The following is a 25,852-nucleotide window of genomic DNA, read 5'->3' as shown; positions in this document are numbered from 1 at the left end:
CACCGGACTGCACCGCATCGGCAGCAGCTACCGACTCTGTTTCAACTTCCTCGACCACACCGGCCTACGACTATGACCATCACCCAAAAACCGAACGATCTTTAGTGCCCCCATTGTCGCTCCACTGCACGATCGCCGCACGGTCAGCGGTCGAGCGCTGGTATACGTCCATGACCTTGCTCGAGTTGCGTGACCGCAGCCGGTAGTAGCCGCCGCCCGAGTCGACGAACTGCCACTGCTGGTTCGTGCCGTCGTTGCGGGCCCACTGTGTCACCGCGGCACCGTCCGCTGTGGACTTCTGGTACACGTCCATGGCCTTGCCACTGTTTCGGCTGACCAGCACGTACCACCGACTGGTGTCCACCGTTGCCGCCGAGGCCGACGGCAGCCCCACCGCCACCCCGGCACCGGCCACGCCGAGCACCAGACCGGCGACCATGGCCGCTCGCCAGCTTCGGGGCCAGCGGACCCCGACGCGCCCCACCTCTGTTGCCATAGCGAACTCCTTTCGCTGACACATGTCGATCGTCGAAGGGCAGCGTGAGACAGAGGCCTCCACCCGCTGCACCTGAGACATGGGCGTGGATCGGGCCTACGGGACCGACCTGGGCCGAAGGGTTCCCGACCGGTCCGGGTCGTACAAGCCGAGGCTCGATTGGCGGTCGAGCGTCGCATCGGGCGCCATTGTTAGCGCTCACACCGAGGGTCGTCAACCCATCGGGAACTGAGGTGCGGTCGATTGACGCCCAACAGGCTTTATGAGATTTCCGAACTAACCTCGCCGATCACCCGCCGGTTCGAGAAAGAAGCGAGGTACGGCGACGACGCACTCGACGAACCGTCAGCCCGGCCGTCGGAGACCGGTCGACGGGCACCAAGAGGTCGTCGTCCGTCGATTGACATGTACCCATACCGGAGGCAAGCTACTTGCCACCTATCGTCCGTGGAAGCCGGACAGGCCCGAAACACCACATATGTCACCCGCCGATGGGCGGTGACACCGGGCGGACACCGCCACTACCCGCCTCGGCCACGCGCGCAGCGCTGGCCATCTCCGGACCTCATTGGCGACCGACATGCCTGAGGACGCCCCAGCACAGCAACCAGTCGGCTCAAGTACAGCCGACGACTTCATGAAAGGTACAGGCAATGCACCGAGACTTCGGCTCGGAAGAGGGCGAAAGTCCTCACGGCCACACTGCCCTCACCGACCGCGCATCGTCACCCCGGCGGCGCCGCATCGCGGCGGCCGCTGCCGCGCTCACCGTGGCCGCGGCCACGGTGGCGACCACACTGCTGACCGGCGCCTCCCCGGCGGCGGCGGCCTCCTACCAGCGCGGGCCGGATCCCACCGTGCAGAGCGTGACGGCCACGCGCGGCACGTTCGCCACCGCCGAAATCACCGTCCCGACCGGCAACGGCTTCAACGGCGGGAAGATCTACTACCCGACTGACACCAGCCAGGGAACCTGGGGTGCGATCGCGGCCGTGCCCGGCTACACCGCGAGCTGGGCCGCCGAAGGCGCTTGGATGGGACCCTGGCTGGCGTCGTTCGGGTTCGTCGTGATCGGCATCGACACCAACAGCCCCACCGACTACGACACCGCCCGGGGCACCCAACTCCTCGCCGCACTGGACTACCTCACCGGACAGAGCACGGTCCGGGACCGGGTCGACCCGAACCGGCTGGCCGTGCTCGGCCACTCCATGGGCGGCGGCGGCGCGATCAGCGCGGCCATGCGGCGACCCTCGCTCAAGGCAGCCATCCCGCTGGCACCGGCCTCGTTCTCACAGAACCTGTCCAACGTACGGGTACCGACGCTGATCATCGGCGCCCGCGACGACGGCACCATCACCCCGTCATCGATCGACACCCTGTGGGCCAGCAAGCCGGCCACCACCAAGGGTGCCCGCGTCGAGCTGACCAGTGGCGGCCACGGATTCCCGACCTGGGGCAACTCCCAGGTGACCCGGCGGGAAATCCCCTGGCTGAAAATCTTCCTCGACAACGACAACCGCTACGCCCAGTTCCTGTGCCCGTCACTCGCCGATTCCACGGGCGTCTCGCGGTACGTCAGCGAATGCCCGTACGGTTCCCCGACGTCACCGTCGTCCCAGTCGCCGTCCTCCGGGCCGTCGACGCCCCCGGCGGGTGGGGCCGGGCCGGTGCATGCCGTCGGCGCCGACAGGTGCCTGGACGTGCCCAACGCCAGCCAGGCCAACAACACCCAACTCGAGATCTGGGACTGCAACGGCGGCACCAACCAACGCTTCACCACCACCAACGCCAAACAACTCACCGTCTACGGCAACAAATGCCTCGACGCCTCCGGCCACGGCCGCACCAACGGCACACCCGTCATCATCTGGGACTGCGGCAGCGGCACCAACCAGCAATGGAACATCAACACCAACGGCACCATCACCGGCGCCGAATCCGGCCTCTGCCTCGACGTCACCGGCGGCTCCACCACCAACGGCGCCCTCGTCCAACTCTGGACCTGCAACGGCGGCAGCCAACAGCAATGGCGCATCGGCTGAAGCGGGCACAGACGTCCTGAGCCCAATTGGCGGCGCGCCGGCACGGCGGGCCCGCGGCCTGCATCGCGACAGGCACGCACAGAGGAGAAACTATGACCATCACCGGACGCCGGACGAGGCGGCTGGCCCTCGCCGGCGCGGCCCTGGCCCTCCTGGCGGGCCTGCTCGGCCACCAGGTGACATCCAGTTCGGCCGCGCACGCGACGACCAACCAGTTCCACGGCGTGAACTGGGCGGACGCGCGGGACAACTTCCTCTACGACGAAAACGTCCCCATCGGACTGTCCAAGTCGGACAGCTATGCGACCACGTACACCAAGGCGACGGCAATCCTGAAGGGCTACCAGAGCCTCGGCGCGAACACGGTCCGGTTCGGCATCAACCCGCAGACGACCTCGTCGCCGTGGTGGAGGAGCCTGGTTGCCGCCTACGACGCCGCGAACGCACTCGGCATAAACGTGATGATCGCCCCATGGCCGCCGACCGGCGGGCGGGTCAGCGACATGAACGCGTTCTACGCCATGTGGGACGTCGTTATCAACACGTACGGCGGCAACAGCCGGTTCTACTTCGACATCGTCAACGAACCGTGGGGGTACAACGCCACGGAGCTGACGAACATGGAGGCGGCCTTTATCCAGCGGTACGCCACCATCCCCCGCGGCCGGATCGTCGTGCCCGGGCTCTACGGCGACATCGATCTCTGCGCGGTCGGCGCCGACTCGCGGCTCAACGGCACGCTGCTGTCGATCCACATGTACACCCTCGGCGGCGAGACCCACCCGACCGAGAACGACTGGATCAACAGCTTCAAAGGACGGCTGTGCGGATACGCCGACCGTGCCGTCCTCACCGAGTTCGGTGTTCCGATGAACACGGGCGTCAACTACAACGGCCCGCGCGACGGCAACAACAACATCTCCTACTTCTACGCGCTCACCGACACCGTACGCAGCCTCGGCATGGGTTCGTTGCTGTGGACCGGCGTCAAGGAGGCCAACCAGACCCAGGGCCCGGGGCCCTGCTTCAACGCCTCCTGCGCGATCACGTCGCTGACCGGGAGCGGCACCAATCTGTCGCTCACCGTCACCAACCAGTCCGGGCTCGATCGGTTGCACTACGCCTGGGGAATCAGTGGCAGCACACCGACAGCGACGGCGACCGTAAGCCCACCGCCGGACGGATCGACCGGCGTCCTGCGGGGCGCCGGCTCGAATCGGTGCGTCGACGTGCCGAACGCGGCGACCGCGAACGGGACCCTCCTAGCCATCTGGGACTGCGGCAGCGGATCCAACCAGCGGTGGGCCGCGCTGCCGAAAGGTGCGCTGCAGGTGTACGGCAACAAGTGCCTCGACGTGCCTGGCCACGCCACCGCCGCGGGAACCAGGGTGGAGATCTGGGACTGCAACGGCGGCGCCAACCAGCAATGGACGATCAACTCCAACGGCACGATCGTCGGCCGCGAATCGCACCTATGCCTCGACGTCGCCGGCGCGGCCACCGCGAACGGGACCGCCGTGCAGATCTGGACCTGCACCGACGGCACGAACCAGCTATGGCGCCGCTCGTAGTGCGGTGACGTCGAAGCTCGACAGCAAGCCCGGCGCCCGCACCGGGGCGCCAGGCTCCAAACCCCCTCATGAGGAGAGCCATGCAAAGGCAACACCGACGCAGATGGCGTCGACTCTGGACGCTGCTCATCGCGGCGATGGTCGCGGTCGGCACACCGTTCGTGATTCTGGGAACGGCGAACGCCGCCACCCCGGTGCGCGTTATGCCGCTGGGCGACTCCATCACCGGATCCAACGGATGCTGGCGGGCGCTGCTGTGGCAGCACCTGCAGCGTGCCGGATACACGAACGTGGACTTCGTCGGCACCCTGAACAACCCCTACTGCTCGGGTTCGTTCGACCCCGACAACGAGGGCCACGGCGGCTACCTCGCCACCCAGATCGCGAACAACAACCTGCTCCCCGGCTGGCTGTCGGCCACCAACCCCGACATCGTCATGATGATGCTGGGCACCAACGACGTGTGGAGCCACCTGGCCACCTCCAGCATCACCGACGCGTACACCACGCTGCTCGGGCAGATGCGCGCCCGGAATCCCAACGTCAAGCTGCTGATCGCCCGGATCCTTCCCATGAACCCGAGCGGGTGCAGCGACTGCCCGCAGGGCGTGGTCAACCTCGACGACGCCATCCCGGGCTGGGCCTCCGCGCACTCCACCGCGCAGTCCCCCATCACCGTCGTCGACCAGTACACCGGCTTCAACACCGCCACCGACACGGTGGACGGCGTGCACCCCAACGACAGCACCGGCATCCAGAAGGTCGAGAGCCGCTGGTACCCGGCGCTGACCGCCGCATTGAGCCCGGTAAGCGGCACGCCGACGTCCGCACCCCCGACGTCCACGCCCCCGGCGGGTGGGGCCGGGCCGGTGCATGCCGTCGGCGCCGGCAGGTGCCTGGACGTGCCCAACGCCAGCCAGGCCAACAACACCCAACTCGAGATCTGGGACTGCAACGGCGGCACCAACCAACGCTTCACCACCACCAACGCCAAACAACTCACCGTCTACGGCAACAAATGCCTCGACGCCTCCGGCCACGGCCGCACCAACGGCACACCCGTCATCATCTGGGACTGCGGCAGCGGCACCAACCAGCAATGGAACATCAACACCAACGGCACCATCACCGGCGCCGAATCCGGCCTCTGCCTCGACGTCACCGGCGGCTCCACCACCAACGGCGCCCTCGTCCAACTCTGGACCTGCAACGGCGGCAGCCAACAGCAATGGCGCATCGACGGCACCGTACCGACGCCGCCCGCGAGCCCGTCGTCGAGCCCGACCAGTGGCGGCGGCGGAGCGCCGGCGTTGCACGTGTCCGGGAATCGTCTCGTCACCGCATCCGGTGCCACGTACCGGTTGCTGGGGGTGAACCGCTCCGGCGGGGAGTTCTCCTGCATCCAGGGCAATGGCATGTGGAACGGTCCGATGGACCAGGCGTCGATCAACGCGATGAAGACGTGGAACATCCGCGCGGTGCGGGTGCCGCTAAACGAGGAGTGCTGGCTGGGGACCGGCGACGTGCCCTCGGGCGGCGCCGGCGCGGTCACGTACCAGAACAACGTCAAGGCCTACGTGAACCTGCTGCTGGGCAGCGGCATCACCCCGCTGCTGGAGATGCACTGGAACTACGGCCAGTACACCGGTCCGTCGTCGGGTTGCGCGGACGTGAAGGCGACCTGCCAGAAGCCGATGCCCGACGCGCAGTACGCGCCGAGCTTCTGGACCGGCGTCGCCAACGCGTTCAAGGACAACCGGGTGGTCTTCGACCTGTTCAACGAGCCGTACCCGGAGCGGGCCACCGGCAGCGCCGCCTCGGGCTGGAAGTGCTGGCGGGACGGCGGCACCTGCGCGGGGATCGGCTACCAGGTGGCCGGGTTCCAGGGCCTGGTGAACGCGGTGCGGGCGACCGGAAACACCAACGTGATCCTGCTCGGCGGGCTGGCGTACTCCAACGACCTGACCCAGTGGCTGCAGTACAAGCCGGCCGACCCGACCGGCAACCTCGGCGCGTTCGCGCACATCTACAACTTTAACTCGTGCGCGAGCACGTCCTGCTACGACAGCCAGCTCGCGCCGGTCGCCGCGCAGGTGCCGCTCACCCTGTCTGAGATCGGCGAGAACGACTGCGGCTCCGGCTTCGTCGGCACCATCATGAACTGGGCCGACGCGCACAGCGTCGGGTACCTCGGCTGGACCTGGAACAACTGGGACTGCTCGACCGGCCCGTCGCTGATCAGCGACTACAACGGCACCCCGACCAACTTCGGCGCCGGGATCAGGGCACACCTGCTCGCGCAGTCATCCTGACGCGGGCCGCGCACACCCGGCCGGTCGCCGACACGGCGGCCGGTCGGAGGTGTCGGCCCGGCGGTCAACCGGCTGGCCGTCAATTTCACCGACCGGCAGGCCACCGCGCTCGCCGAGGCCATCAGCGCGCGGACGACATCGCACCGCAAATCGCCCACCTGCACGACGTCGCGCCGGCCGGGGTACTCCGGATCGTCATCACCGAATCCGCCGCCGCACCCACGAGGGCGGGACACCGGCCGAGATCTCCGAGGCGCTGCATCGGGAGCTCGGCAACGTCCTGGCCGAGCAGGACCGCTGGCTGAGCAGCGCAGCCGGGGGTGAATCCGGCTCGGCACCAGTGCATGGGCCGACCGGTACAGTACTCGGGTGAGCGCAGGAGTACGAGGCGACGGGCCACGACGGGGCCGTCCCGGGTCACCATCCGTGAGGTCACCGATCACGTCGGTGTCTCCGAGGCGGCGGCGTCCTACGCGCTCAACAACCGGCCCGGCGTGTCGGACCGCACCCCGGCCAAGGTCGTCGCCGCGGCTCGGGAACTCGGCTGGGCGCCGAACACGGCCGCGCGGTCGCTCGGCACTGCACGGGCGAACGCGGTCGGGCTGGTACTGGTGCGCCCGGGGATTGGTGGATGGTGACGGACGGGTTGCCCTCGTCACCGCCGAAGCCGTAGCCCGACCCGTGGCTCTCCCGCCCGGTGCCGAGCAGGTAGCTGGCGTCGATCCCCTGGGCGAGCGCACCCATTTCGTCGACCCACGCGCGAAGCGTCGTTCCGGAGGTGTTGTCGTTCGGCGTCTCGTTCTCGTACCGCGGCTCGTTCATCAGCTCCCACGCCATGATGGTGGGATGGTCCTTGTACATCACCCCGCTGTAGTGGTCGGTGCGGTTGAGCGCATATGAGACGTAGTTGTCGTACGAGGTGCAGCAGCCGGGGCACTTGCACTTGTTGAAGAACTGTCCGCGGACCGGCTGTCCGCCGGACAGCGCCTCCCACTGCAGGAGTTCATTGAGGGATGCAGTCGACGCTCGCGACGTCCCGCCCCAGTCTGGTCATCCGCCTTACGACGCCGAGGGGCGGCTGGCCAGTAGTGCGAACGCGTTTGGCAGGCGACCTCGGAAGGCCGCCGCGTCAACGCCGCCCATGCGCCAGAACGGCTCCGAATACTCCTCAAGACGCCGGACCTCTAGACCAGCGCTGACCACCGCAGTGACGATCTGACCCAGCGTCCATTGCCACATGACGGCCCCGTTCGCCGGGAAACAGTAGTCGTCGCAGACGAGCGAGCGGCCGAAATAGCTGCGGTCGGGGCGGACCCGCGGCTCGTCCACATCCCAGGTCCACAGTTCAGTGGCGGGGTGACCGTCGTGGATGAACAGATGGCCGCCCGGCCGAACCAAGCGGGCCATCTCAGCGGCCCATGCATCGATGTCGGGCATCCAGATCAGGGCACCCTTGCCGGTATAGACGAGATCGGCGCAGCCGTCGTCCAGCGGTAAGCCGGGGACCGTCGCGATCAGGTAACGGCAGACGACGCCGAGGTCGTCGGCACGGCCTTGCGCAGCGTGGACCGCGGCCGCGCTGTAGTCGACCCCGATCACCGCGCGGGCGCCGGCTTGGACCAGGGCGATGTCGTCTTGACCGTTGCCGCTCTGCGGATGGACCACCAGCGGTCGTTCCGCCAGGATGTTCCGGAGCAACTCGCGTTCGGTCGGGACAAGCGTGGCACCGGTCGCAGCTTCGGCCAGCATCTCGTCGTATGCGCGGAGCTGCTGCTGGTACGCCTTATCCCAGGCGGTGCGGTTGTTGAGTGTTGTCGAGTCCATGCGGGCAGCCTTTCGAGGCTGCACCCGAATGGTCAAACAGTTTACGCTCTCGCGAAGATCTACCGATTTTGCAATGTATACCCGACCAAATTCCAGCCATGCTGATCATGACTACCTTACGAACGGCACTTCAGCGCACCGGCCCCTCTCAGCCTTCGATTGGATCAGACAGGCGCGGTGAAAGGTTCGCGGCCGCGGGCCGGGGCCGCGCTCACGACGGCGGCCGGGTGCTGCGCCTGCTTCGGCACCGGCGGCGGCGCACACCTGCTCGCAGGATGGTCAGCGGCCGAGGATCCGGTGCTGCAGGGCGATGACGGCCGCGCCCCGCGCCCACTCGCTGAAGGTGAAGGTTTTCACGACCACGTCGACGGGCGTCGAGGTCCAATGGGTATGCGCGGCCAGCGCCGCGTCGAACGCCTCAGCGCACACGTCATACATCTCGACGGCCTCGCCGGACAGGATTACCAGCTCCGAGCCGGTGATGTTCGCGACCGTGGCGACCACCTGCCCGAGGGCGCGGCCGGCCTCCTCGAAGATGCGCCGGGCCGCCGGCTGGCCCTCCGCCGCCAGCGCCAGGCATGCCTCGAACGTCAGTTCGGGGCGGTCGAGGGTCGTCGCGACGGCCCGCCGGATCGCCGCCGAGCTGGCGTACGCGCGGGCGCAGCCGCGGTGGCCCATCTCGCAGAGCGGGCCGCCGTCGTGGATCGACATGTGACCCACCAGGCCGGTGCCCCGCCCGGCACCTCGCAGGAGGCGGCCGTCGATCACCATGCCGCAGCCGAGGCCGGCGCCCACGGTGACGAGCGCGAACGAGCTGCGCCCCACACCCGCACCGAACCACTGCTGCGCGGCGGTCAGCGCACGCACGTCGTTCTCCACCACCGCGGGCACGCCCGTCGCCGCTGCGACAAGGTTGCCCAACGGCACATTGCGCCAGCCCAGGAACGGAGAGGTGGGGACGACCGGGTCCCCGCCGGAGGCCGTGCCCGCGAGGCTGATCCCGACCGCCGCGGGGACGCCGCCCGATCCGGTCAGGTCGCGCACGGCCTCGCCGATGCGGGCCACGACGTCGTCGACGTCGTGGCTGATCAGGGGGCGGCGCAGCTCGCGCTGGATTTCGGCGCGAAGGTCGGTGCGGACCGCGAACAACTCGTCCTCGGTGAGCTTGACACCGATCAACGTCGCGCGGCCGGGGTCGACCGCCAGTGGCTGCGACGGACGACCCATCGCACCGCGATCGTCGACCGGCTGATGGAGCAGGTAGCCGCTCTCGAGCAGCGGCTTGGTCAGCTTCGTCAAGGCGGACGGCGACAGATCCAACCGGCGCGCCGCCTCAGCCCGCGACAGCGGCCCGTGCACCAGCAGCTCCACGAAGACCGAGCGCATGCCCTCGCTCAAATGCGCCTCGGACAACACAGGAGACATTCTGAACAGCTATGTTAATGGCGTCAAGGAAGTAACCCACCCGGTCGCGCCGGCTCCGGCCTCTTCGCCCGACTTCATTTACAGAGGACATGATGTCACTGGTGCCCCTCGACCAGGACGGCCGGTTGTGGGCGTTCAACACCCCACACTCTAGCTATGTGGTCGGCGTCGTGGTCGATCCCGCTACCGACGAGGCTGTGGTGCTGCAGAAGTACTGGGGGGCAAACCTTCCGCCGGCGGCCGCCCGGGAAGCCGCCGCCATGCCGGCGGGGCCTGGGAACACGCCGGGCGCCGGACGGCACGAGACCAGCTTTTCCCGACCGGCCGAGATCGAGGAGGTTCTGCCGGTGGACGGCGGCCTGCGGTGGGGCGTACCGGCCCTGCAGGTCGCCGTCGACCAGGTCCGGTCGCTGGAGCTGCGGTTCGTCGGTGCCAGCGCGGTCCGCGAGGGCGGCGCCGACCGGCTCGACATCACGCTGGAGGACCACGCCTTTCCGATCGAGGTCGTGCTGCACACGCGGGTGTACGCCGACTCCGACGCCATCGCGCGGTGGGTGACCGTGCGGCACCGCGCCGGCAAGAACACGGCCGTGGAGGTCAGCCGCCTCGACTCCGGCAGCTGGTTCATTCCGGACGCCGAGGACTACCGGTACCGGGCGGTGTGCGGGGCGTGGGCGGAGGAGGGTCAGCTCCAGCAGGGCCTGCTGCCGGTGGGCGAGCTGACATTCACCAGCCGGCAGGGCATCACCGGCCATCACGCCAACCCGTGGATCATGATTGACGCCGCGGACGCTGGCGAGGAGCACGGCGAGGTCTGGAGTGTCGCCCTGGCTTGGGGTGGCAGCTGGCGGATGACTACCACCCGCCGCCCGGAGGGCGGCACGGCCGTGACCGCCGGATTCGGTCACGACGGCGTGCGGTGGACGCTGCCGACGGGCGCTGAGCTCGTCACCCCGGCGATCCTCGGGCTCTACAGCGCCAACGGGTTCGGCGGCACCAGCCGCGGCTGGCACGACCACGTCCGCCGGCACATCCTGCCCGCCGGTGATGAGGACCGCCCGGTGCTCTACAACTCCTGGGAAGCAACCGGCTTCGCGGTCACCGAACCGGAGCAGCTCGCGTTCGCCCGCAGTGCGTCTGCCCTCGGTGCTGAGTTGTTCGTCGTCGACGACGGATGGTTTGGCCGCCGCGACGACGAACGCAGCTCCCTGGGCGACTGGTGGCCGCATCGCGAGCGGTTCCCGGACGGCCTGCGGGGACTGTTCGACGGCATCCTAGCGCTGGGCATGCGAGCGGGCCTGTGGGTCGAGCCGGAAGGCGTCAGCCCGGACAGCGAGCTTTACCGGGCGCATCCGGACTGGGTGATCCACCTGGAGAACCGTCGCCGCGACCGCAAACGCCACCAGCTGGTGCTGAACTTCGCCCGGGCCGACGTGCACGACTGGGCTTTGGAGTGGCTCGACCGGCTGGTCGCCAACCTCCGCCTCGACTACCTCAAGTGGGACATGAACCGGCCGTTCACGCAGGCGGGCTCGCCCGAACCGGGCCGGTCTCATGATGGCGTGTGGATCGAACACACCCGGCAGGTCCTCCACGTCATGGCGACCCTGCGCGCCCGCCACCCGGGGCTGCGGATCGAGGCCTGCGCCGGCGGGGGAGGCCGACTGGACCTCGGCATCCTGCACCACACTGACCTGGCCTGGCCGTCGGACAACACCGACCCGGTCGACCGGCAGACCACGCAGCACGGCGTCTCCCAGCTGTACCCGGCGAACGTCATGTCCGCGTGGGTCACGGACTCGCCGAACGCCAACACCGGCCGGTCCACGCCGTTGCGCTACCGGTTCCACGTCGCGATGGCCGGTGTCCTGGGCATCGGAGCCGATATGAGCCGCTGGTCACCCGAGGAACTGGACGAGGCCCGCACGTTGGTCGAGCAGTACAAGACGGTCCGCCACACCATCCAGCACGGCCGGCAGTACCGGCTCGGGGGGCGACCCGGCGCCGAGCGGTCCGCCCTGCAGTACGTGCTCGGCGACGAGGTCGTGGTGCTCGTCTACAACCCGCGCGGCAACGCCAAGAGCGGACCTCGGTGGCTGCGGCTGACCGCCCTGGATCCGGGCGCACGATACGAGGTCGCCGCCGGCGGTGACACCGACGGTGTACCCGGGCGGCTGCCCGCCAGGTCACGCTGGCACGGCGGCACCCTCATGGCCGTCGGCATCCGCCCCGTCGCCTGGGAGCCCATCGGCGCCGACTACCGCAGCGACCTGATCGTGCTGCGCCGGACTCGGGCCTGAACCCTGCAGGAATCGGCGGCACTACGTGCGCCGCACCGCTCACCGCCGGGCCGGCCGGGCGGGGCCGGCCATGACGACCCGGCCGCCGCTACCTCGTCTGCCGCACGACCCGCACCTCGTGGCCAGGCACGACCAGTTCGTGGTCGACGGCCTCCCCGGTCACCAGCTCGACGCCCTGTACCGTCACGCAGCGGTCCTCGTCGCCATGGTTGAGGGCGAAGACCCACACGGTGCGGTCCTTCTCGCGGCGCACCACGTCCAGCCCCGCTCCGCCGCCGGACGGTTCGATGCCCGCGTCGTCCAGCACCTGCCCGACGAACTCGTCCAGGCTCGCGGGCTCAAGGGCGCAGGATACGTAGTAGGCGGTGCCCGAGCCGACCGCGCGGCAGGTCAGGGCGGGCCCACCGGCCACCGCGCCCCCGGCGTAGCGCGCGATGATCTCGGCGTCGGTGACATCCATGAGTTCGGACCACGAGTGGAACGTGGCGCCGGAGTCGAGTCGACCGCGCTCACCGGGCTGCAGCGGGAAGAACTCCTCGGACCGCACGCCGAGCAGGTCGCGGAACGCGGCGGGGTAGCCGCCGGGCCGCACGGCGTTCTCGGGGTCGACGATGCCCGACATCCAGGTCACCACGACCACCCCACCGCGCTGCGCCACACTGGCGACTCGCGCGGCGCACTCGTCGTGCACGAGGAAGAGCGTCGGCACGATCACCAGATCGTAGGTGCTCAGGTCGGCCCACGGGGATACGACGTCGGCGAGCACGTTGCGGGTCCACAGCGCACGGTGCCAGGCGCGCGGCTCGTCCCCGTAGCCGAGTCCTTTGTGCGGCTTGAGCCCTCGAGAGAACGCCCAGCCCGCCTCGTTGTCGAACAGCACCGCGACCCGCGCCCGCTCCACGGTCGAGCCCCGCACGTCGGCGAGGCGGGCCAGCACGGCGCCCAGCTCCCGCACCTCACGGCCGATCTTGGAGTCGGGGCCTGCGTGCGGCACCATGCCCTGGAGGAACTGCTCGGCGCCCCGCAACGAGGCCCGCCACTGGAAGAACAATGCGCCGTCGGCACCGCGCGCGATGTGCCCGAGGCTGTCCCGGATCAGCTCGCGGGGTGCCTTGGCCCGGTTGACGGGGTACCAGGCGTGGGCACTGACCGAGTGCTCCATGAGCAACCACGGACCCCGGCCGGGAGTCATCCCGCGGACCCGGTCCGCACAGAACGCGATGTCCTGCGCCGACAGCGGATCGGACGGGTTGGTGTAGTGGTCATTGGCGACGACGTCCACGTGGTCGGCCCAGTGCGGGTAGTCGACGACGTCCTGATGCGGGCCGACCATGAAGTTGGTGGTGATCGGCGTGGTGGGCGCGAACTCGCGGATGACGACGTGCTCGGCCCGGAAGTGCTCGAGCAGTGAGTCCGAGCAGAACCGGTCGTAGTCCAGCATCAGCGCCGGATTGTGGGTCTCGCCGCCGCGCGGCGCCGGCACGTGGCTCCAGTCGGTGAGGTAGAGCCCCCAGAACGCGGTACCCCAGGCGCGGTTGAGGTTGTCGAGCGAGCCGTACCGCTCGCGCAGCCAGGCCCGGAAGGCGGTGACGGACTCGTCGCAGTAGCAACGCCCGTTCCCACCGCCGAGTTCGTTGCCGACGTGCCACAGCACCACCGCAGGGTGCGCGGCGTAGCGCCGGGCGAGCTCCTTGGTCATGCGCAAGGCGTAGCGCCGGAAGGTCGCCGAGTTCGCGCACCAGCCGTCCCGCGCTCCCGGGCGGCGCTGGGTCATGTCGGCGTTCACCGGCAGGATTCCGGGATGGGCGGCGTGCAGCCATGCCGGTGGGGAGGCGATGGGGGTGGCGAGGTCGACCGAAATCCCGTTGCGGTGCAGCAGGTCGATGACGCGGTCTAGCCACGCCCACTCGAACACGCCGTCGGCTACTTCGAGGGCGCCCCAGCTGAACACGCCGAGGGTCACGATGTTCACGCCCGCCTCGGTCATGAGGCGCACGTCTTCATCCCAGACGTCCGGTGACCATTGCTCGGGGTTGTAGTCCCCGCCGAAGCCGAGCCCCGCGGTGGGCCACTTCGTCATGCGCTCTCCCCCTGCGCCGCCGTCGGCGCGCTCACCTCGGCCGGCGACGCCCCGGCCCGTTCCCACCGCTGGGTGAAGTGGTTGTAGCAGGTGCTGTTGTCGATGGAGCCGCGCTCCACCGCAGCGTCGGCCGTGACCCGGCCGGGGCGCTCAGGATCGGGTGCGGCGCTGGCCAGGAGCCGGGTATAGTCGTGCCGCGGCTGGAGGATGACTGCATCGGAGGGCCCGCGTTCCACAACGCGGCCGCGATAGAGGACGATGATCTCGTCGGAGAAGTGCCGGGCGGTGGCCAGGTCGTGGGTGATGTACAGGACGGCGAGCCGGTCCTCGCGCTGGAGGCGACCGAGCAGGTTCAGCACCCCGAGGCGGATGGAGACGTCCAGCATCGACACCGGCTCGTCGGCGATGAGCACGTGGGCCCCGGGCGCAAGGGCGCGGGCGATCGCCACGCGCTGGCGCTGGCCGCCCGATAGCTCGTGCGGGCGGCGTCCCGCGACCGTCGCGGCCGGGGTCAGGTTGACGCGCTCGAGCATCTCGAGCACGCGCTCGTGGGTGTCGGCGGCCGTGCGGGTGCGCCCGTGGATGCGCAGCGGGCGGGCGATGTGGTGCTCGACGGAGTGGAACGGGTTGAGGGAGGCGAACGGGTCCTGGAAGACCATCTGCAACTGCCGCCGGTATAGCGATCCGTGAACCGGGGTTCCGTCGTCGAGGCGTACGTCGACGGTGCCGGACGAGGGCTTCTCCATCCGGGTGAGGATCTTGGCGATGGTGGACTTGCCGGACCCCGACTCGCCGACGAGGGCGACGGTGCGGCCGGGGATCAGGTCGAAGCTGACGTGGTCGACGGCGCGCAGCCGGGTGCGGCGCAGCCCCGTGCGGATCGCGTAGTCCTTGACGACGTCGGTCACGTGGACCCGGGTCATGCTCCCTCCTCGATGGGTGCGTCGCGCGAGGCCGGGACATCGTCGATGCCGGAGCGGATGAATCCGCCGCGGGCCCCGGACAGGCTGGGGAACGATTCGAGGAGCTTGCGCGTGTACGGGTGGCGGGCCTCGCGGTACATCTGGTCCGCCGGCCCGAGTTCGACGATCTCACCGGCCAGCATGACGGCGATCCGGTCGCTGATCTCGAGCAGCAGCGGCAGGTCGTGGGTGATGAAGACGACGGCGAAGTCGAGCTCGTCGCGCAGCTGGATGATCTCGCGCAGGAGCTCGCGCTGCACCACCACGTCCAGCGCCGTGGTCGGCTCGTCCATGATCATGATCTGGGGCTCGAGGAGCATCGCCATCGCGATCATCACCCGCTGGCGCATACCGCCCGACAGCTCATGCGGGAAGGAGCCGAGCCGTCCGGGGTCCACGTCGACCCGGCGCAGCACCTCCTGCGAGCGCCCGCGGACCTCCGCCCGGGACAGGCCGGGCCGGTGGGCCAGGAGGGTGTCGCGAAGTTGCGCGCGCACGGTCGTCACCGGGTTGAGGGCGTTCATCGCCCCCTGGAAGACCATGGAGAGCTTCTCCCAGCGGAACGCGCGCAGCCCGGCATCGGTCAGTCCGAGGACGTCGATGTCGTCGCCGCCGCGGTCGTGGAACGTGATCCGGCCGGACGCGATTCGCGCCGGTGGGCGGTGCAGACGGTTGACCGCGTAGGCCAGGGTGGTCTTGCCGCATCCGGACTCACCGGCCAGGCCGAGGATCTCGCCGCGGTGCAGGGTCAGGCTCGCGTCGCGGACCGCGGTGACCGGCGGCTCCACCTCGTACACGACGGTGAGATTCTCGATCGTCAGCACGGCGTCGGCCCGGTGCCGGCCGGAGTCGGAGAACTTGTCCCGGACAGAGGTCAGGTTCATCGGGAGGACACCTTCGAGACGCTCGGGCCGGCGGTGTCGGCGGTGTCGGCGGCGGCGGCCCGGTCGCCTCGGACCAGTTCGTGCTCCAGGCGGGCGACTTCGCGCGCGCGTTTGCGGTACAACCGCAGGTCCTTGAGCTTGGGATTGATGATCTCGTCGATTGAGAAGTTCACCAGCGACAGGCCCATGCCGAACAGCGCGATCGTCAGGCCGGGGGGCACGAACCACCACCAGGCGCCCAGTGACAGCGCGAACCCGTTCTGCGCGTAGAACAGCATCGTTCCCAGCGTTGTGGAGCTGGAGGCGCCTAGACCGATGAATGACAGGCCGGCCTCACCGAGGATCGCCGCGATGACCGCGAACACGAACTGCGACGCGATGACGGGCAGCAGGTTGGGCAGGATCTCCACGACGATCACCCGCCATGGCTTCTCACCGCCGATCTTCGAGGCGGCAACGTAGTCGCGGTTTCGCACCGATAGGGTCTGGGCCCGCAGGACCCGCGCCGAGGCCGCCCAGCTCGTGATGGCGAGCACCGCGACGATGGTCCACAGTCCGCGGTGTTCCGGGGGCACGAAGCCGGAGATCACGATGACCAGCGGCAGGCCGGGGATGACCAGGAAGACGTTCGACAGGAGCGAGAACGCCTCGTCGACGAAGCCGCCGCGGTAGACGCCGTAGATGCCGAAGAACGCCGACAGGACAGTGGCGAGGATGCCGACAAGGATGCCGATCTCCAGTGAGCCGCGGGTGGCGTAGGCGAGGTTCGCGAGCACGTCCTGCCCGGTCTGGGTGGTGCCGAGCGGGAACTGCGCCGACGGAGGCGTGAGCCCTTGGTCGCGGATCAGGGTCGGGTCGCTGACGAAATGGGGGCCAAGGACCCCGAACAAGGTGATGCCGGCGACCAGCACGAGACCGATGACCAGCCACGGCGTCATGGACGGCAGGAGCATGCGCCAGCCGGCCCGCTGCCGGCGGCCCGGCTGGACCAGCATGCCGGCGGCGTCGGCCACGGTCGGCTCGCCGGTCGGAGTCAGATTCGTCATCGGGGTGTCCGCCTGTCAATGCCGGGCGCGAGTGCGCGGGTCGATCACGCCGTAGAGCAGGTCGACGATCAGGTTGGCTCCGAGCACGGCCAGGGTGATGAACAGGAAGACCCCCTGCATGAGCGCGTAGTCGTTGTTCGACACCGCGCCGAGCAGGCGGCCGCCGATTCCCGGGTAGGAGAAGACCTGCTCGGTGATGACCGATCCGGAGACCACGAACCCCAGCGAGATCGCGAACCCGGCGACCGATGGCAGCACCGCGTTGCGGGCCGCGTAGGAACGCCGGATCTTCTTCGGTGCCAGGCCTTTGGCCTCCGCGGTCAGGACGTAGTCCTCCGACAGCGTGGAGACCATCATGTTGCGCATGCCGAGCAGCCAGCCGCCGACCGACGCCAGGACGATGGTGAGCGCGGGCAGCATCGCGTACCACACCGCCGAGGCGATAAACGGCGCGTTCCAGCCGGGGGTGAGCTCGACGTCGTAGCCGCCCTGCAGCGGGAACCAGCCAAGCACCCGGGCCAACAGGTAGGCCAGCAGCAGGGCGAGCCAGAAGTACGGGACAGCGGCCAGCAGCGTCGTGGCCGGCACCAGCGAGTCGAGCCAGGTGCCGGGCCGCCACCCGACGAACGCGCCGAGGAGCACGCCCAGCAGCGCGGCCAGGATGGTGGCGACGCCGACGAGCACCACGGTCCACAGCAGCGACGACATGATCACGTCAGACACCTTGGCCGGGTAGTAGCTCACCGAGATCCCGAGGTCGCCGTGGGCCAGGTTCTTGAGGTAGCCCAGGTACTGGCTCCACAGGGGTTCGTCGTTGTCGCCGCCGAGGAGGAGTGCGTACGCCCTGCGCGTCTCCGGGGTGACCGTGCCGCCTCGCTGCTGGAGCTTGGCCAGCAGAATGTCGACCGGGTTCCCGGGCATCAGACGCGGGATAGCGAAGTTGAGGGTCAGCGCGGCCCAGAGAGCGATCGCGTAGAAGCCCAGCTTGCGAAGGAAGTAACTCACTTCGGCACTCCTTCCTCGGAGGCGACGGGTAGTCAGCTCTTGGGGCTGAGCCGCTTGAAGATCTCGGCGGCGTCCATCGCCGACCACACCGCGGGGAAGGCGTACAGGTCCGTGTCGGAGGGCCAACCGGTGAACTTTGCGGTGTTCCAGACGCTGGTCGTCCCACCCGTCATGACCGGGATGTAGGGCATGTCCTGTGTGATCGCCTGCTGGATGGTGTCGAAGTACGACTGCCGGACCGCCTGGTCGTCGAGCGGGAGCGTGGCTAGCTTGTCCAGGGCCGCGTCGACCTGCGGGGTGGCGTAGCGCGAGTAGTTGTTTCCGGCGTTCTCGCCGACCTTCGCCCCGGATCCGGAGTCGAAGAAGTAGGTGTAGAGGTAGTACGGGTCCGGCGCCGGGCCCTGCCACAGCGAGTCGATGACCAGCTGGAACTTGCCCTGCCCCTTCTTCTGCGTCCACTCGTTCCACGAGGACTGGGCGGCACGCAGCTCGATGCCGGCGGTCTTGAGCTGTGCGGCCATCGTGTCGATCGCGGTGATGTAGTCGGTCCAGCCGGTGACGACCTCGACCGTCAGGGAGAGCCGCTGGCCACCCTTGGCGTAGATGCCGTCGGCGCCCTTGGTCCAGCCGGCCTTCCCCAGGATCTGGGCGGTCCGGTCCGGCTGTGCGCTCATCGATGCCGTCTTTTCCTGGATGGCCGACGAGACGAACTTGTCCTGACTCGGGGTGAGGGTGAATGCAGGGGAGATCGGGCCCGCGGTGTCCTGGAACGCCAGCTTGTTCAGTTGCGTGCGGTTGATGGCGGAGTAGATGGCGTGCCGCACGTCGGGGTCGGTCTGCGGTCCCGCACAGCCCATCGCGGCGCTGGAGCAGGTGGCGAGCACCATCTGGTTCTGGTATTGCGTGTACGCGTCGTACTTCGGGAACCGCTTGTGTGTGTTCTGCATGTCGGGGATCGGCCCGGTCTGCCAGTCGATCGTGCCCGCCGCGATGCCGTCGGCCCCGGCCTGGTTACCCGACAGGGCCAGGAAGCGGATCGTCTTGACCTTCGGCTGGCCACCCCAGTAGCCGGGATTCGCCCCGTACGTGAACGCCTGCGGCTTGAACTCCTTGAGCAGGTAGGCGCCGGTGCCGACGGGCTTCTCCACGACGTCCTTGGTGGGGTCGATGGTCTTCCACAGGTGCTCGGGGACGATCGGCGTGCTGAGCACGTCCGGGCCCTTGACGAAGGCCGGCGTCTTGAACGTGAAGGTGACGTGCGTGTCGTCGACGGCCGCGGCAGTGCCGTCGTACCCGATGTTGTTGATCGCCGGGTTCGCCTTCAGCAGATCGAAGGTGAGCACCACGTCCTTGGCGGTGAACGGCTGGCCGTCGCTCCACAAGACCTTGTCCCGCAGGGTCACGGACAGGACCGTGCCGTCGGCGTTCCAGGCCTGCCGGGTGCCCAGCAGCGGTACCGGATCGGAGACCTTCGCCTTATTGAAGTAGAACAGCGGTTCGAAGATGGTCCCCAGCCCGCCGATCCTGGACGGGGAGAACGGGTTGAAGTTGATCTGGTAGTCCCCAGCCTGACCCGTGTAGGCCACGAGGGTGGCGTCCGAGCCGGCCGCGGGTTTGCCGTTGTCCGCACAACTGGTTGACAAGAGGGCGAGCGCTACGGCACCCGCGAGCACCGCAGCACGGCGCGGCATGCCTGTGAGGAGCGACATTGCGGTCCTTTCGCCGTCGGAGGGCCGCTCGCCCTCCCGCGTGCGTCCTGAGGGGGACGCAGGGCCGTATTATTCAAGGTATTAATTCACTTGGTCAAGAAGGTGTTCGACACATGCCCGAAATGTTCGTCAGGCAAGCGCTTGCCCGATAGCCTCGGCGGACCATTTAGTTGCCACACGAAAGATAGGATCTGAGCGCCGGTCAGCGCGACTCGCCACCCTCCGACACGACGACACGAGCCGGGAGAACCATGCCGCCGCACCACCCCCCACCACCGCACGCCGGCTGGACCGTCCTGCGCCGCGACGGCGTCGCCGTCGTGCTCGCCCACCCCGCGACCGGCCTGCCCACCGTCGTGCACTGGGGCGCCGACCTTGGCGTCCTGGGCACCACGGACCTCGATGCACTGGACCGCGCCACCAGCCGGCAGACGCAACCCGGGACGCTCGACGCCGCCTGGCGCCTGCCCCTGGTGCCCCACGAGGCCGACGGCTGGTCCGGCCGCCCGGGCCTGCTCGCCACCCGGAACGGCCGGCCCTTGTTCCCGCGCTGGACCTCACGGGTGCAGCGGCAGGACCACACCTCCATGGACACCGAGGCGAGCGACGCTGAGACCGGCCTGAGCCTGCGGACCCGGCTGGAGCTCGGCCCGGGCGGGCTGGTGCTGCTGCACCACGAGCTGACCAACGACGGCGCCGCCGCGGTCGACCTGGCCTGGCTGGAGGCCACCCTGCCCGTGCCGAGGACCGCCGAGCACCTGACCACCTTCGCCGGCCGCTGGACCCGGGAGAAGTCGCCGCTGACCACATTGATGCCCCGCGGATCGACCACGCGCGAATCCCGCCGCGGGCGCGGCGGGCACGACGCCTCCTGGGTCACCCTCGCCTCTCGCGGACAGCCACGCAACCGGCACGGCGACATCTGGGCGGTGCACCTGGGGTGGAGCGCCGACGTGCGCCACCGCGTCGACCGGATCACCGAACACGGCACCCTGCTCGGCGCCGGCGAACTGCTGCGCCCCGGTGAGGTACGCCTGGAACCGGGGCAGTCCTACCGCACCCCGACGGCGTACTTCGCGTGGACACCGGCCGGGCTCGACGGAATCGCCGACCGCTTCCACACGTGGATGCGGGCCCGGCCCCAGCATCCCCGCTCACCGCGGCCGCTCGTGCTCAACACCTGGGAGGCGGTCTACTTCCACCACGAACCCGAGCGGCTGCAGCGGCTCGCCCGGCACGCCGCCGCCGTGGGCGTGGAGCGATTCGTCCTCGACGACGGCTGGTTCCTCGGCCGTCGCGACGACACCGCAGGCCTCGGCGACTGGCAGGTCGACCCGGCCGTGTGGCCCGACGGCCTCGAACCGCTCGCCGACCTCGTCCACGCCCTCGGCATGCAGTTCGGGCTCTGGTTCGAACCCGAGATGGTCAGCCTCGACTCCGACCTGGCCCGCACCGCCCCGCACTGGCTGCTGGCCAACTCCCGATCGGTCCCATCACCCGCCGGCGTCTCCTTCCGCTCCCAATACGTCCTCAACCTCGCCCACCCCGACGCCTGGGAACATTTGCGCGTCAGCATGTCCACGCTCATCACGAGGCTAGGCATCGACTTCATCAAATGGGACCACAACCGGGACCTCATCGAACCGGTGCACGAGGGCGCCCCGGGCACCCACGCGCAGACCCTGGCCGTGTACCGGCTGATCGAACGCCTCAAAACCGACCACCCGGGCCTGGAAATCGAGTCCTGCTCCTCTGGCGGGGCCCGCACCGACCTCGGCATCCTGCAACACACCGACCGGGTATGGCCGTCGGACTCCAACGACCCCGTCGAACGGCAGGACATCCAACGCTGGACCGAACTCCTCCTTCCACCCGAACTCGTCGGCACCCACGTCGGCCCCTCACCATCCCACTCCTCCGGGCGCCGCACCGCGTTGTCCTACCGCCTGGCCACTGCACTGCAGGGCTCGGCCGGCTTCGAGTGGGACATCACGGGCTGCACGGAGGAGGAGGTTGGCGCCATCAGCGCGTTGGCCGCCCTTTACAAGGAGCTCCGCGAGCTGCTGCACACGGGCACCGTGGTGCACCCGGACGTACTCGACCCGGCGCTCCGCGTGCGCGGGGTCGTCGCCGCGGACCGCGGCGAGGCGGTGTTCACCATCTGCACCGTCGCCTCGATCGAGGAGGCCTTGACCGAGCGGCTGCGCGTGGAAGGCTTGGACCCTGAGCGCCGATACGCGCTGTGCGTGCGGGATGAGATCGGGGCAGCGCACTGGGGAGGGGTCACCCCGGCGTGGCTCGGCAAGACGCCGGTCGTCCTGCCGGGCCGGGTGCTGACCGAGGTAGGGCTGCAGCTGCCGACCCTGTGGCCGGTTCAGGCGCTCGTGCTGCACCTCACCACCGTCTGATTAGGGCCTGGCCGATGCGACCTTGCCGGCCGGCTCAGGACGGCGGCCGCGTGCTGCGCCGTTCGACGAGCACTGGGGGGATCAGCGGGTCCGGCTCGGGCCGGTCCGGGACCCCGGGCGTACCCGCCTCGACCAGGCGCAGCACGGCGGCCACGCAGCGCACTTCGACTTCGTCGAAGTCCTCGCGCACGGTGGTCAGCGGGGACCGAACCGGCCCGGGAACGAGGTTAAGCAGGTTGCCTGAAGTTATGTGCGTAACTCGCCCGGATTGATCAGCGTCCCAATGAGATGGCCTCGTCGGGGTTTGGATTCGGTTACCACACCAAGAACCAAACAACGACGAGGCCGACGCCAGTATGCGCCCAGCGCACGTGTACGCCAACCTCACCGCCGCGCAACACGGCGACCTGGTCACCGCCCTGCACCAGCAGTGGCGGGTCGCCGCCCGGGCGGTGATGGTCCTGCTGTCCGCGGGTGGCATGTCCGCCGCTGAGATCGCCGAGGCGTTGCACTTCGACCCACGCACCGTACGCCGCTGGATCGCCCGGCACGACCTGGAAGGCCTCGACGGCCTGCCCGACCGGCCCCGCTCAGGCCGGCCCCGGCTGGGCAGCCCAGGCCTGGGCGACCGCATCCGGCGGCTCCTGCACACGCCGAAGGCCTGGACCACGGCCCGGATCTGGCGTGCGCTCGGCCGCCCACCGCTGAGTCTGCGCACCATCTACCGCCGGGTCCGGGAACAGGCCCGCTGGTCCCGGCCCCGACTGATCGCCAAGAGCGTCCCAGACCACGACGAGGTCTGCGCGGACATCCGTGCCCAAGTCGCGGCCCTGCCCGCCGGGTCGGTCGTGCTCGCCGAGGACGAGACCCATCTCGACCTCCTGGCCCGGGTCCGTGCCTGCTGGATGCCGACCGGCCTGCGCCATCAGGTGATGACACCCGGCAAGAACATCCGCCGCACCGTCCACGGCGCGGTCAACCTCGCCACCGGCGCCTGGCACCACCACGTCTCGGTCAAGAACGTGTCAGTGGTGTTCTGCTACTTCCTCGACCTGCTCCTGGCCTGCTACCCCGACGCGCCGATCGTGGCCGTGATCTGCGACAACGGCACCACCCACCACAGCGGCATCACGAGACGGTGGCTGGCCGAACATCCCCGCCTGCTGCTCATCGAAGGCGCCCGCTACAGCCCCCAGGACAACCCCGTCGAACGCATCTGGGCGGTCATGAAACAACACATCGCCAACACCGCCCCCGCCACGATCGCCGACCGGATTCGTCAAGCCCACACGTTCTTCCGCAACAGAACCAGCGACCAGAACCTGACCACCGCAGCGCCCTAGACCTCACCCTGGCTACCCGACAGTTACGGACAGAACTATTGATCAGGCGCTTAAGAGATCAGTTCAGAATGAGGTGTGTCGCCGCGATGCCCCGCGGTCAGCACCAGCGACAGCGGCTTCTGCCGCTGCTCACACCCGAGGTGCAGCTTCGTGGTCAACCCGCCGCGGGACCGGCCAAGGGCGTGATCGGCCGGCTCCGTGGTGACCCCGCCCGGCGGTTCTGCCTGCAGATCCCCCTTTTCCGCGCACCAGCGGCGTGCTGATGCGCCCGGGCCGTGGTCGAGTCCACCGACACGTCCCACACCACCTGCCCGTCCGCGTCAGCGATCGCCTGCAACACCCGCAGCAGCCGCGCCCACGTACCGTCCCGCTGCCACCGCCGGAACAGTCCATACACCGCAGCCCAGGACCCGTACCAGTCCGGCACGTCCCGCCACGGTGTCCCGGCCCGGACCCGCCACCGGATCCCGTCGATCAACTGCCGCCTGCTCCACGACGACGGACGACCCGGCCGTTTCGGCGCAGGCAGCAACAGCTCCAGCCGGGCCCGCTGAGTAGGCCCGGGGCGCGGTGCCGGGATTGCTCCCGGCCCGTTTCCCCGGACCTCTCGCCGAACCCGCCGTGCGCCTCTCAACGCAACGGGCTCTCCACGGTCTTTGTCGTCAGGCTTGTTGCAGGTTCCACGGGTTGGGGATCGCTGTGCTGCGGTAGCGATACCGGGTCACCGGGATCGCGCTGATCTTCCGCAGTTCGATCTCGCCCGCTGTAATCGGCTGCCACTGTCCGGAGACGGTGACGAACCGGCGGCGGACTTCCGACCACGTCCAGTGATGCCGCTCGCGCAGCATCCGGATCAGCCTCCACCAGGTGAAGTTGTCCAACATGCCGAAGGTGTTCTTCGCGACGGCGTGCCGGAAGTAGTTGGCCCAGCCGTGCATGACCATGTTCAGGCTGCTTAGCACATAGCCCAGATCCTGCTGTGACGTCTTGTGGGTCAGGGCACGGATCTTCGCTTTCACCGACCGCAGGGGCCGTTGGGCGACGAAGGTGTAGACGTGCCACTTGCTCGTTCCTTTCTTGCGGCGCCACTGGATGTGAAACCCCAGGAAGTCGAACCCCTCGCTCATATGCACGACCCGCGTCTTGGCCAATGACAGCCGAAGACCGACCGGTTGCAGCACCTGAGCGATCTCCTCACGCAACACCTCGGTGTCCTGCTCGGTTCCATGGACCAGAACCACGAAATCGTCCGCATAGCGAACAACCCGCCAGTTCGGCAGTGCCTTGTCGCGTCGTCGCCTCCGGCGTCCTTGTGTCGACATCACCCCGCCCTGCTCCCATCCCCGTTGCAGGTGCTCGTCCAGCACCGACAGAGCGATGTTGGCCAGCAGGGGCGAGATGATCCCACCTTGAGGTGTCCCAGTATGGGTGTCCTGAAGTTCGCCGAGTTCGGTAAGGACCCCGGCCTTCAGGAACGCCTTCACCAGGGCCAGGATCCGTTTGTCTTTGATCCGTCTCCGGACCCGGTCCATCACCGCAGCGTGCTCGATCTCGTCGAAGCATGCTTGGATGTCCGCGTCCAGGACCCAGCGATAGCCGCGGGTCCCGAAGAAGTGGATCTCCGCAACTGCATCCTGAGCTCGCCGGTTGGGCCGGAACCCGTAGGAGACCGGCTTGAAGTCGGCCTCGAACAACGGCTCCAGCACCAGCTTCAACGCGGCTTGGACGACCCGGTCAGCGACAACAGGAATCCCCAGCCGTCGAACCTTCCCAGATCCGCCCGGCTTGGGGATCTTCTTTTCCCGCACCGGCAGCGGCCGGAACGTACCTGCTTTGAGCTGGGTGCGCAGGTCGTCCAGGAACCCGGGAACACCGACCCGCTCCTCGACGTCGGCGACCGCGAGGCCGTCCACGCCGGCGGTTCGTGCTCCCTGGTTGCCGGCGACCCGGTCGAACGCCGCGAGCAGCGTCGCCGGATCGTGCACGAGGTTGAACAAGTCGTCGAACCGGCGGCCGGGGTCGGCCACCGCCCAACGGTGAAGCTTGGCCTGCATCTCCGATACCCGCCGACGCGGCCCCATCGGAACCACCTCCAGCGTGGCCCCGGTATTCACCGGTGCATCTTTCGGCATTGCAGCTTCCGCCTTTCGCAAAACCGCTGCCGCCCTTCCCCATGCACCGGGCTCTCCCCGGCTCGGAGTACTACGGCGGCTCCGCCGCACGCGTCCCGTTCGGCAGTCGGTGTGCCTATCCCGGCCTGCGAGCTGGTCGCCCGCTCGCCGGGAACCACGGACAGGCGGTTCCCGTGTTCACTGTGATCCGCTCGACGAAGTAGGAGCCCGACTGTTGAGGTTCCCCCCGGAAAGTGGACACCGAGTTAGCAGGGCCGGGGGTTCTGCTGGAAGGATGTCCGTATGCCTCCTCGTAAGCGCCGTTCGTACA

General features: G+C 68.8%; 18 protein-coding genes and 1 pseudogene. 7 read left to right on the top strand and 12 right to left on the bottom strand.

Features of this window, described 5'->3' with window-relative positions; genetic code table 11:
• Window positions 1-79: 79 nt before the first annotated feature.
• On the bottom strand, window positions 80-496 hold the full coding sequence (locus ACIA8L_RS55850; RefSeq protein WP_395918377.1) for an RICIN domain-containing protein: 417 nt from the start codon (window positions 494-496) through the stop codon (window positions 80-82).
• Window positions 497-1,149: 653 nt separating this feature from the next.
• Between ACIA8L_RS55850 and ACIA8L_RS55845 the strand changes: the two genes are divergently transcribed.
• The 4 genes from ACIA8L_RS55845 to ACIA8L_RS55830 all read left to right on the top strand — a co-directional run bounded on the left by ACIA8L_RS55845 (window position 1,150) and on the right by ACIA8L_RS55830 (window position 7,062).
• A complete protein-coding gene (locus ACIA8L_RS55845; RefSeq protein ID WP_395918376.1) occupies window positions 1,150-2,541 on the top strand; it encodes a ricin-type beta-trefoil lectin domain protein in 1,392 nt (463 codons plus the stop codon).
• Window positions 2,542-2,633: 92 nt separating this feature from the next.
• Entirely contained in the window at window positions 2,634-4,112 is a 1,479-nt protein-coding gene (locus tag ACIA8L_RS55840; protein WP_395918375.1) for a ricin-type beta-trefoil lectin domain protein, read from the top strand.
• An 80-nt stretch (window positions 4,113-4,192) separates the two neighbouring features.
• A complete protein-coding gene (locus ACIA8L_RS55835) occupies window positions 4,193-6,424 on the top strand; it encodes a ricin-type beta-trefoil lectin domain protein (protein WP_395918374.1) in 2,232 nt (743 codons plus the stop codon).
• Window positions 6,425-6,768: 344 nt separating this feature from the next.
• Window positions 6,769-7,062 carry a LacI family DNA-binding transcriptional regulator gene (locus ACIA8L_RS55830; protein WP_395918372.1) on the top strand — a complete coding sequence of 98 codons (294 nt, stop codon included), beginning with the start codon at window positions 6,769-6,771 and terminating at the stop codon, window positions 7,060-7,062.
• Window positions 7,063-7,483: 421 nt separating this feature from the next.
• Here the strand turns inward: ACIA8L_RS55830 and ACIA8L_RS55825 are convergent, their stop codons facing one another.
• Both ACIA8L_RS55825 and ACIA8L_RS55820 read right to left on the bottom strand, forming a co-directional pair.
• Entirely contained in the window at window positions 7,484-8,248 is a 765-nt protein-coding gene (locus ACIA8L_RS55825) for a class I SAM-dependent methyltransferase (protein ID WP_395918370.1), read from the bottom strand.
• Between the two features lie 279 nt (window positions 8,249-8,527).
• Window positions 8,528-9,664 (bottom strand): ROK family protein, encoded by a 1,137-nt coding sequence (locus ACIA8L_RS55820; RefSeq protein WP_395918369.1) that lies wholly within the window; start codon window positions 9,662-9,664, stop codon window positions 8,528-8,530.
• 101 nt (window positions 9,665-9,765) lie between these two features.
• Here ACIA8L_RS55820 and ACIA8L_RS55815 point away from each other — a divergent pair, with 101 nt between their 5' ends.
• Entirely contained in the window at window positions 9,766-11,973 is a 2,208-nt protein-coding gene (locus ACIA8L_RS55815) for an alpha-galactosidase (protein ID WP_395918367.1), read from the top strand.
• Window positions 11,974-12,061: 88 nt separating this feature from the next.
• Here the strand turns inward: ACIA8L_RS55815 and ACIA8L_RS55810 are convergent, their stop codons facing one another.
• From ACIA8L_RS55810 to ACIA8L_RS55785, 6 genes are read right to left on the bottom strand one after another with little or no spacing between them, the layout of a single operon-like run.
• A complete protein-coding gene (locus ACIA8L_RS55810; RefSeq protein ID WP_395918365.1) occupies window positions 12,062-14,053 on the bottom strand; it encodes a beta-galactosidase in 1,992 nt (663 codons plus the stop codon).
• Complete coding sequence (locus tag ACIA8L_RS55805) at window positions 14,050-14,976, bottom strand: ABC transporter ATP-binding protein (protein ID WP_395918363.1); 927 nt, start codon at window positions 14,974-14,976, stop codon at window positions 14,050-14,052. Before ACIA8L_RS55805 ends, ACIA8L_RS55810 begins: the two co-directional genes overlap by 4 nt.
• Complete coding sequence (locus tag ACIA8L_RS55800) at window positions 14,973-15,899, bottom strand: ABC transporter ATP-binding protein (protein ID WP_395918361.1); 927 nt, start codon at window positions 15,897-15,899, stop codon at window positions 14,973-14,975. The genes ACIA8L_RS55805 and ACIA8L_RS55800 overlap by 4 nt, the downstream gene beginning before the upstream one ends.
• On the bottom strand, window positions 15,896-16,945 hold the full coding sequence (locus ACIA8L_RS55795; protein ID WP_395918359.1) for an ABC transporter permease: 1,050 nt from the start codon (window positions 16,943-16,945) through the stop codon (window positions 15,896-15,898). Before ACIA8L_RS55795 ends, ACIA8L_RS55800 begins: the two co-directional genes overlap by 4 nt.
• A 15-nt stretch (window positions 16,946-16,960) precedes the next feature.
• Entirely contained in the window at window positions 16,961-17,950 is a 990-nt protein-coding gene (locus ACIA8L_RS55790) for an ABC transporter permease (protein WP_395918358.1), read from the bottom strand.
• Window positions 17,951-17,982: 32 nt separating this feature from the next.
• Window positions 17,983-19,659 carry an ABC transporter substrate-binding protein gene (locus ACIA8L_RS55785; RefSeq protein ID WP_395918357.1) on the bottom strand — a complete coding sequence of 559 codons (1,677 nt, stop codon included), beginning with the start codon at window positions 19,657-19,659 and terminating at the stop codon, window positions 17,983-17,985.
• A 251-nt stretch (window positions 19,660-19,910) separates the two neighbouring features.
• On the opposite strand from ACIA8L_RS55785, the gene ACIA8L_RS55780 reads away from it, so the two are divergent.
• Window positions 19,911-22,067: an alpha-galactosidase gene (locus ACIA8L_RS55780; protein WP_395918354.1), complete on the top strand. Its 2,157-nt coding sequence runs from the start codon at window positions 19,911-19,913 to the stop codon at window positions 22,065-22,067.
• Between the two features lie 34 nt (window positions 22,068-22,101).
• Here ACIA8L_RS55780 and ACIA8L_RS55775 read toward each other — a convergent pair whose 3' ends face one another.
• Window positions 22,102-22,257, bottom strand: coding sequence for a hypothetical protein (locus tag ACIA8L_RS55775; protein WP_395918352.1), 156 nt, complete (start codon window positions 22,255-22,257; stop codon window positions 22,102-22,104).
• Window positions 22,258-22,423: 166 nt separating this feature from the next.
• Between ACIA8L_RS55775 and ACIA8L_RS55770 the strand changes: the two genes are divergently transcribed.
• Window positions 22,424-23,410 carry an IS630 family transposase gene (locus tag ACIA8L_RS55770; protein WP_395918349.1) on the top strand — a complete coding sequence of 329 codons (987 nt, stop codon included), beginning with the start codon at window positions 22,424-22,426 and terminating at the stop codon, window positions 23,408-23,410.
• A gap of 71 nt (window positions 23,411-23,481) precedes the next feature.
• Here the strand turns inward: ACIA8L_RS55770 and ACIA8L_RS55765 are convergent.
• Together ACIA8L_RS55765 and ltrA are read right to left on the bottom strand one after the other, a co-directional pair.
• A pseudogene (locus ACIA8L_RS55765) lies at window positions 23,482-23,990 on the bottom strand (IS5 family transposase); the annotation flags it as partial.
• Between the two features lie 82 nt (window positions 23,991-24,072).
• A complete protein-coding gene (ltrA, locus tag ACIA8L_RS55760) occupies window positions 24,073-25,524 on the bottom strand; it encodes a group II intron reverse transcriptase/maturase (RefSeq protein ID WP_395918346.1) in 1,452 nt (483 codons plus the stop codon).
• Window positions 25,525-25,852 lie beyond the last annotated feature (328 nt).

Origin of the sequence: Dactylosporangium sp. NPDC051541, assembly GCF_044454505.1 — a bacterium.
In the GTDB taxonomy this organism is placed as follows: domain Bacteria; phylum Actinomycetota; class Actinomycetes; order Mycobacteriales; family Micromonosporaceae; genus Dactylosporangium.
This window is presented reverse-complemented; position numbering and strand designations above follow the sequence as displayed.

Excerpts from the sequence above, each read along its gene's own strand:
- ACIA8L_RS55815 (WP_395918367.1), top strand. The coding sequence starts at position 9,766 with ATGTCACTGGTGCCCCTCGACCAGGACGGCCGGTTGTGGGCGTTCAAC.
- ACIA8L_RS55770 (WP_395918349.1), top strand. The coding sequence starts at position 22,424 with ATGCGCCCAGCGCACGTGTACGCCAACCTCACCGCCGCGCAACACGGC.
- ACIA8L_RS55795 (WP_395918359.1), bottom strand. The coding sequence starts at position 16,945 with ATGACGAATCTGACTCCGACCGGCGAGCCGACCGTGGCCGACGCCGCC.
- ACIA8L_RS55835 (WP_395918374.1), top strand. The coding sequence starts at position 4,193 with ATGCAAAGGCAACACCGACGCAGATGGCGTCGACTCTGGACGCTGCTC.
- ACIA8L_RS55845 (WP_395918376.1), top strand. The coding sequence starts at position 1,150 with ATGCACCGAGACTTCGGCTCGGAAGAGGGCGAAAGTCCTCACGGCCAC.
- ACIA8L_RS55830 (WP_395918372.1), top strand. The coding sequence starts at position 6,769 with ATGGGCCGACCGGTACAGTACTCGGGTGAGCGCAGGAGTACGAGGCGA.
- ACIA8L_RS55805 (WP_395918363.1), bottom strand. The coding sequence starts at position 14,976 with ATGACCCGGGTCCACGTGACCGACGTCGTCAAGGACTACGCGATCCGC.
- ACIA8L_RS55850 (WP_395918377.1), bottom strand. The coding sequence starts at position 496 with ATGGCAACAGAGGTGGGGCGCGTCGGGGTCCGCTGGCCCCGAAGCTGG.
- ACIA8L_RS55810 (WP_395918365.1), bottom strand. The coding sequence starts at position 14,053 with ATGACGAAGTGGCCCACCGCGGGGCTCGGCTTCGGCGGGGACTACAAC.
- ACIA8L_RS55800 (WP_395918361.1), bottom strand. The coding sequence starts at position 15,899 with ATGAACCTGACCTCTGTCCGGGACAAGTTCTCCGACTCCGGCCGGCAC.
- ACIA8L_RS55825 (WP_395918370.1), bottom strand. The coding sequence starts at position 8,248 with ATGGACTCGACAACACTCAACAACCGCACCGCCTGGGATAAGGCGTAC.
- ACIA8L_RS55785 (WP_395918357.1), bottom strand. The coding sequence starts at position 19,659 with ATGTCGCTCCTCACAGGCATGCCGCGCCGTGCTGCGGTGCTCGCGGGT.
- ACIA8L_RS55780 (WP_395918354.1), top strand. The coding sequence starts at position 19,911 with ATGCCGCCGCACCACCCCCCACCACCGCACGCCGGCTGGACCGTCCTG.
- ACIA8L_RS55840 (WP_395918375.1), top strand. The coding sequence starts at position 2,634 with ATGACCATCACCGGACGCCGGACGAGGCGGCTGGCCCTCGCCGGCGCG.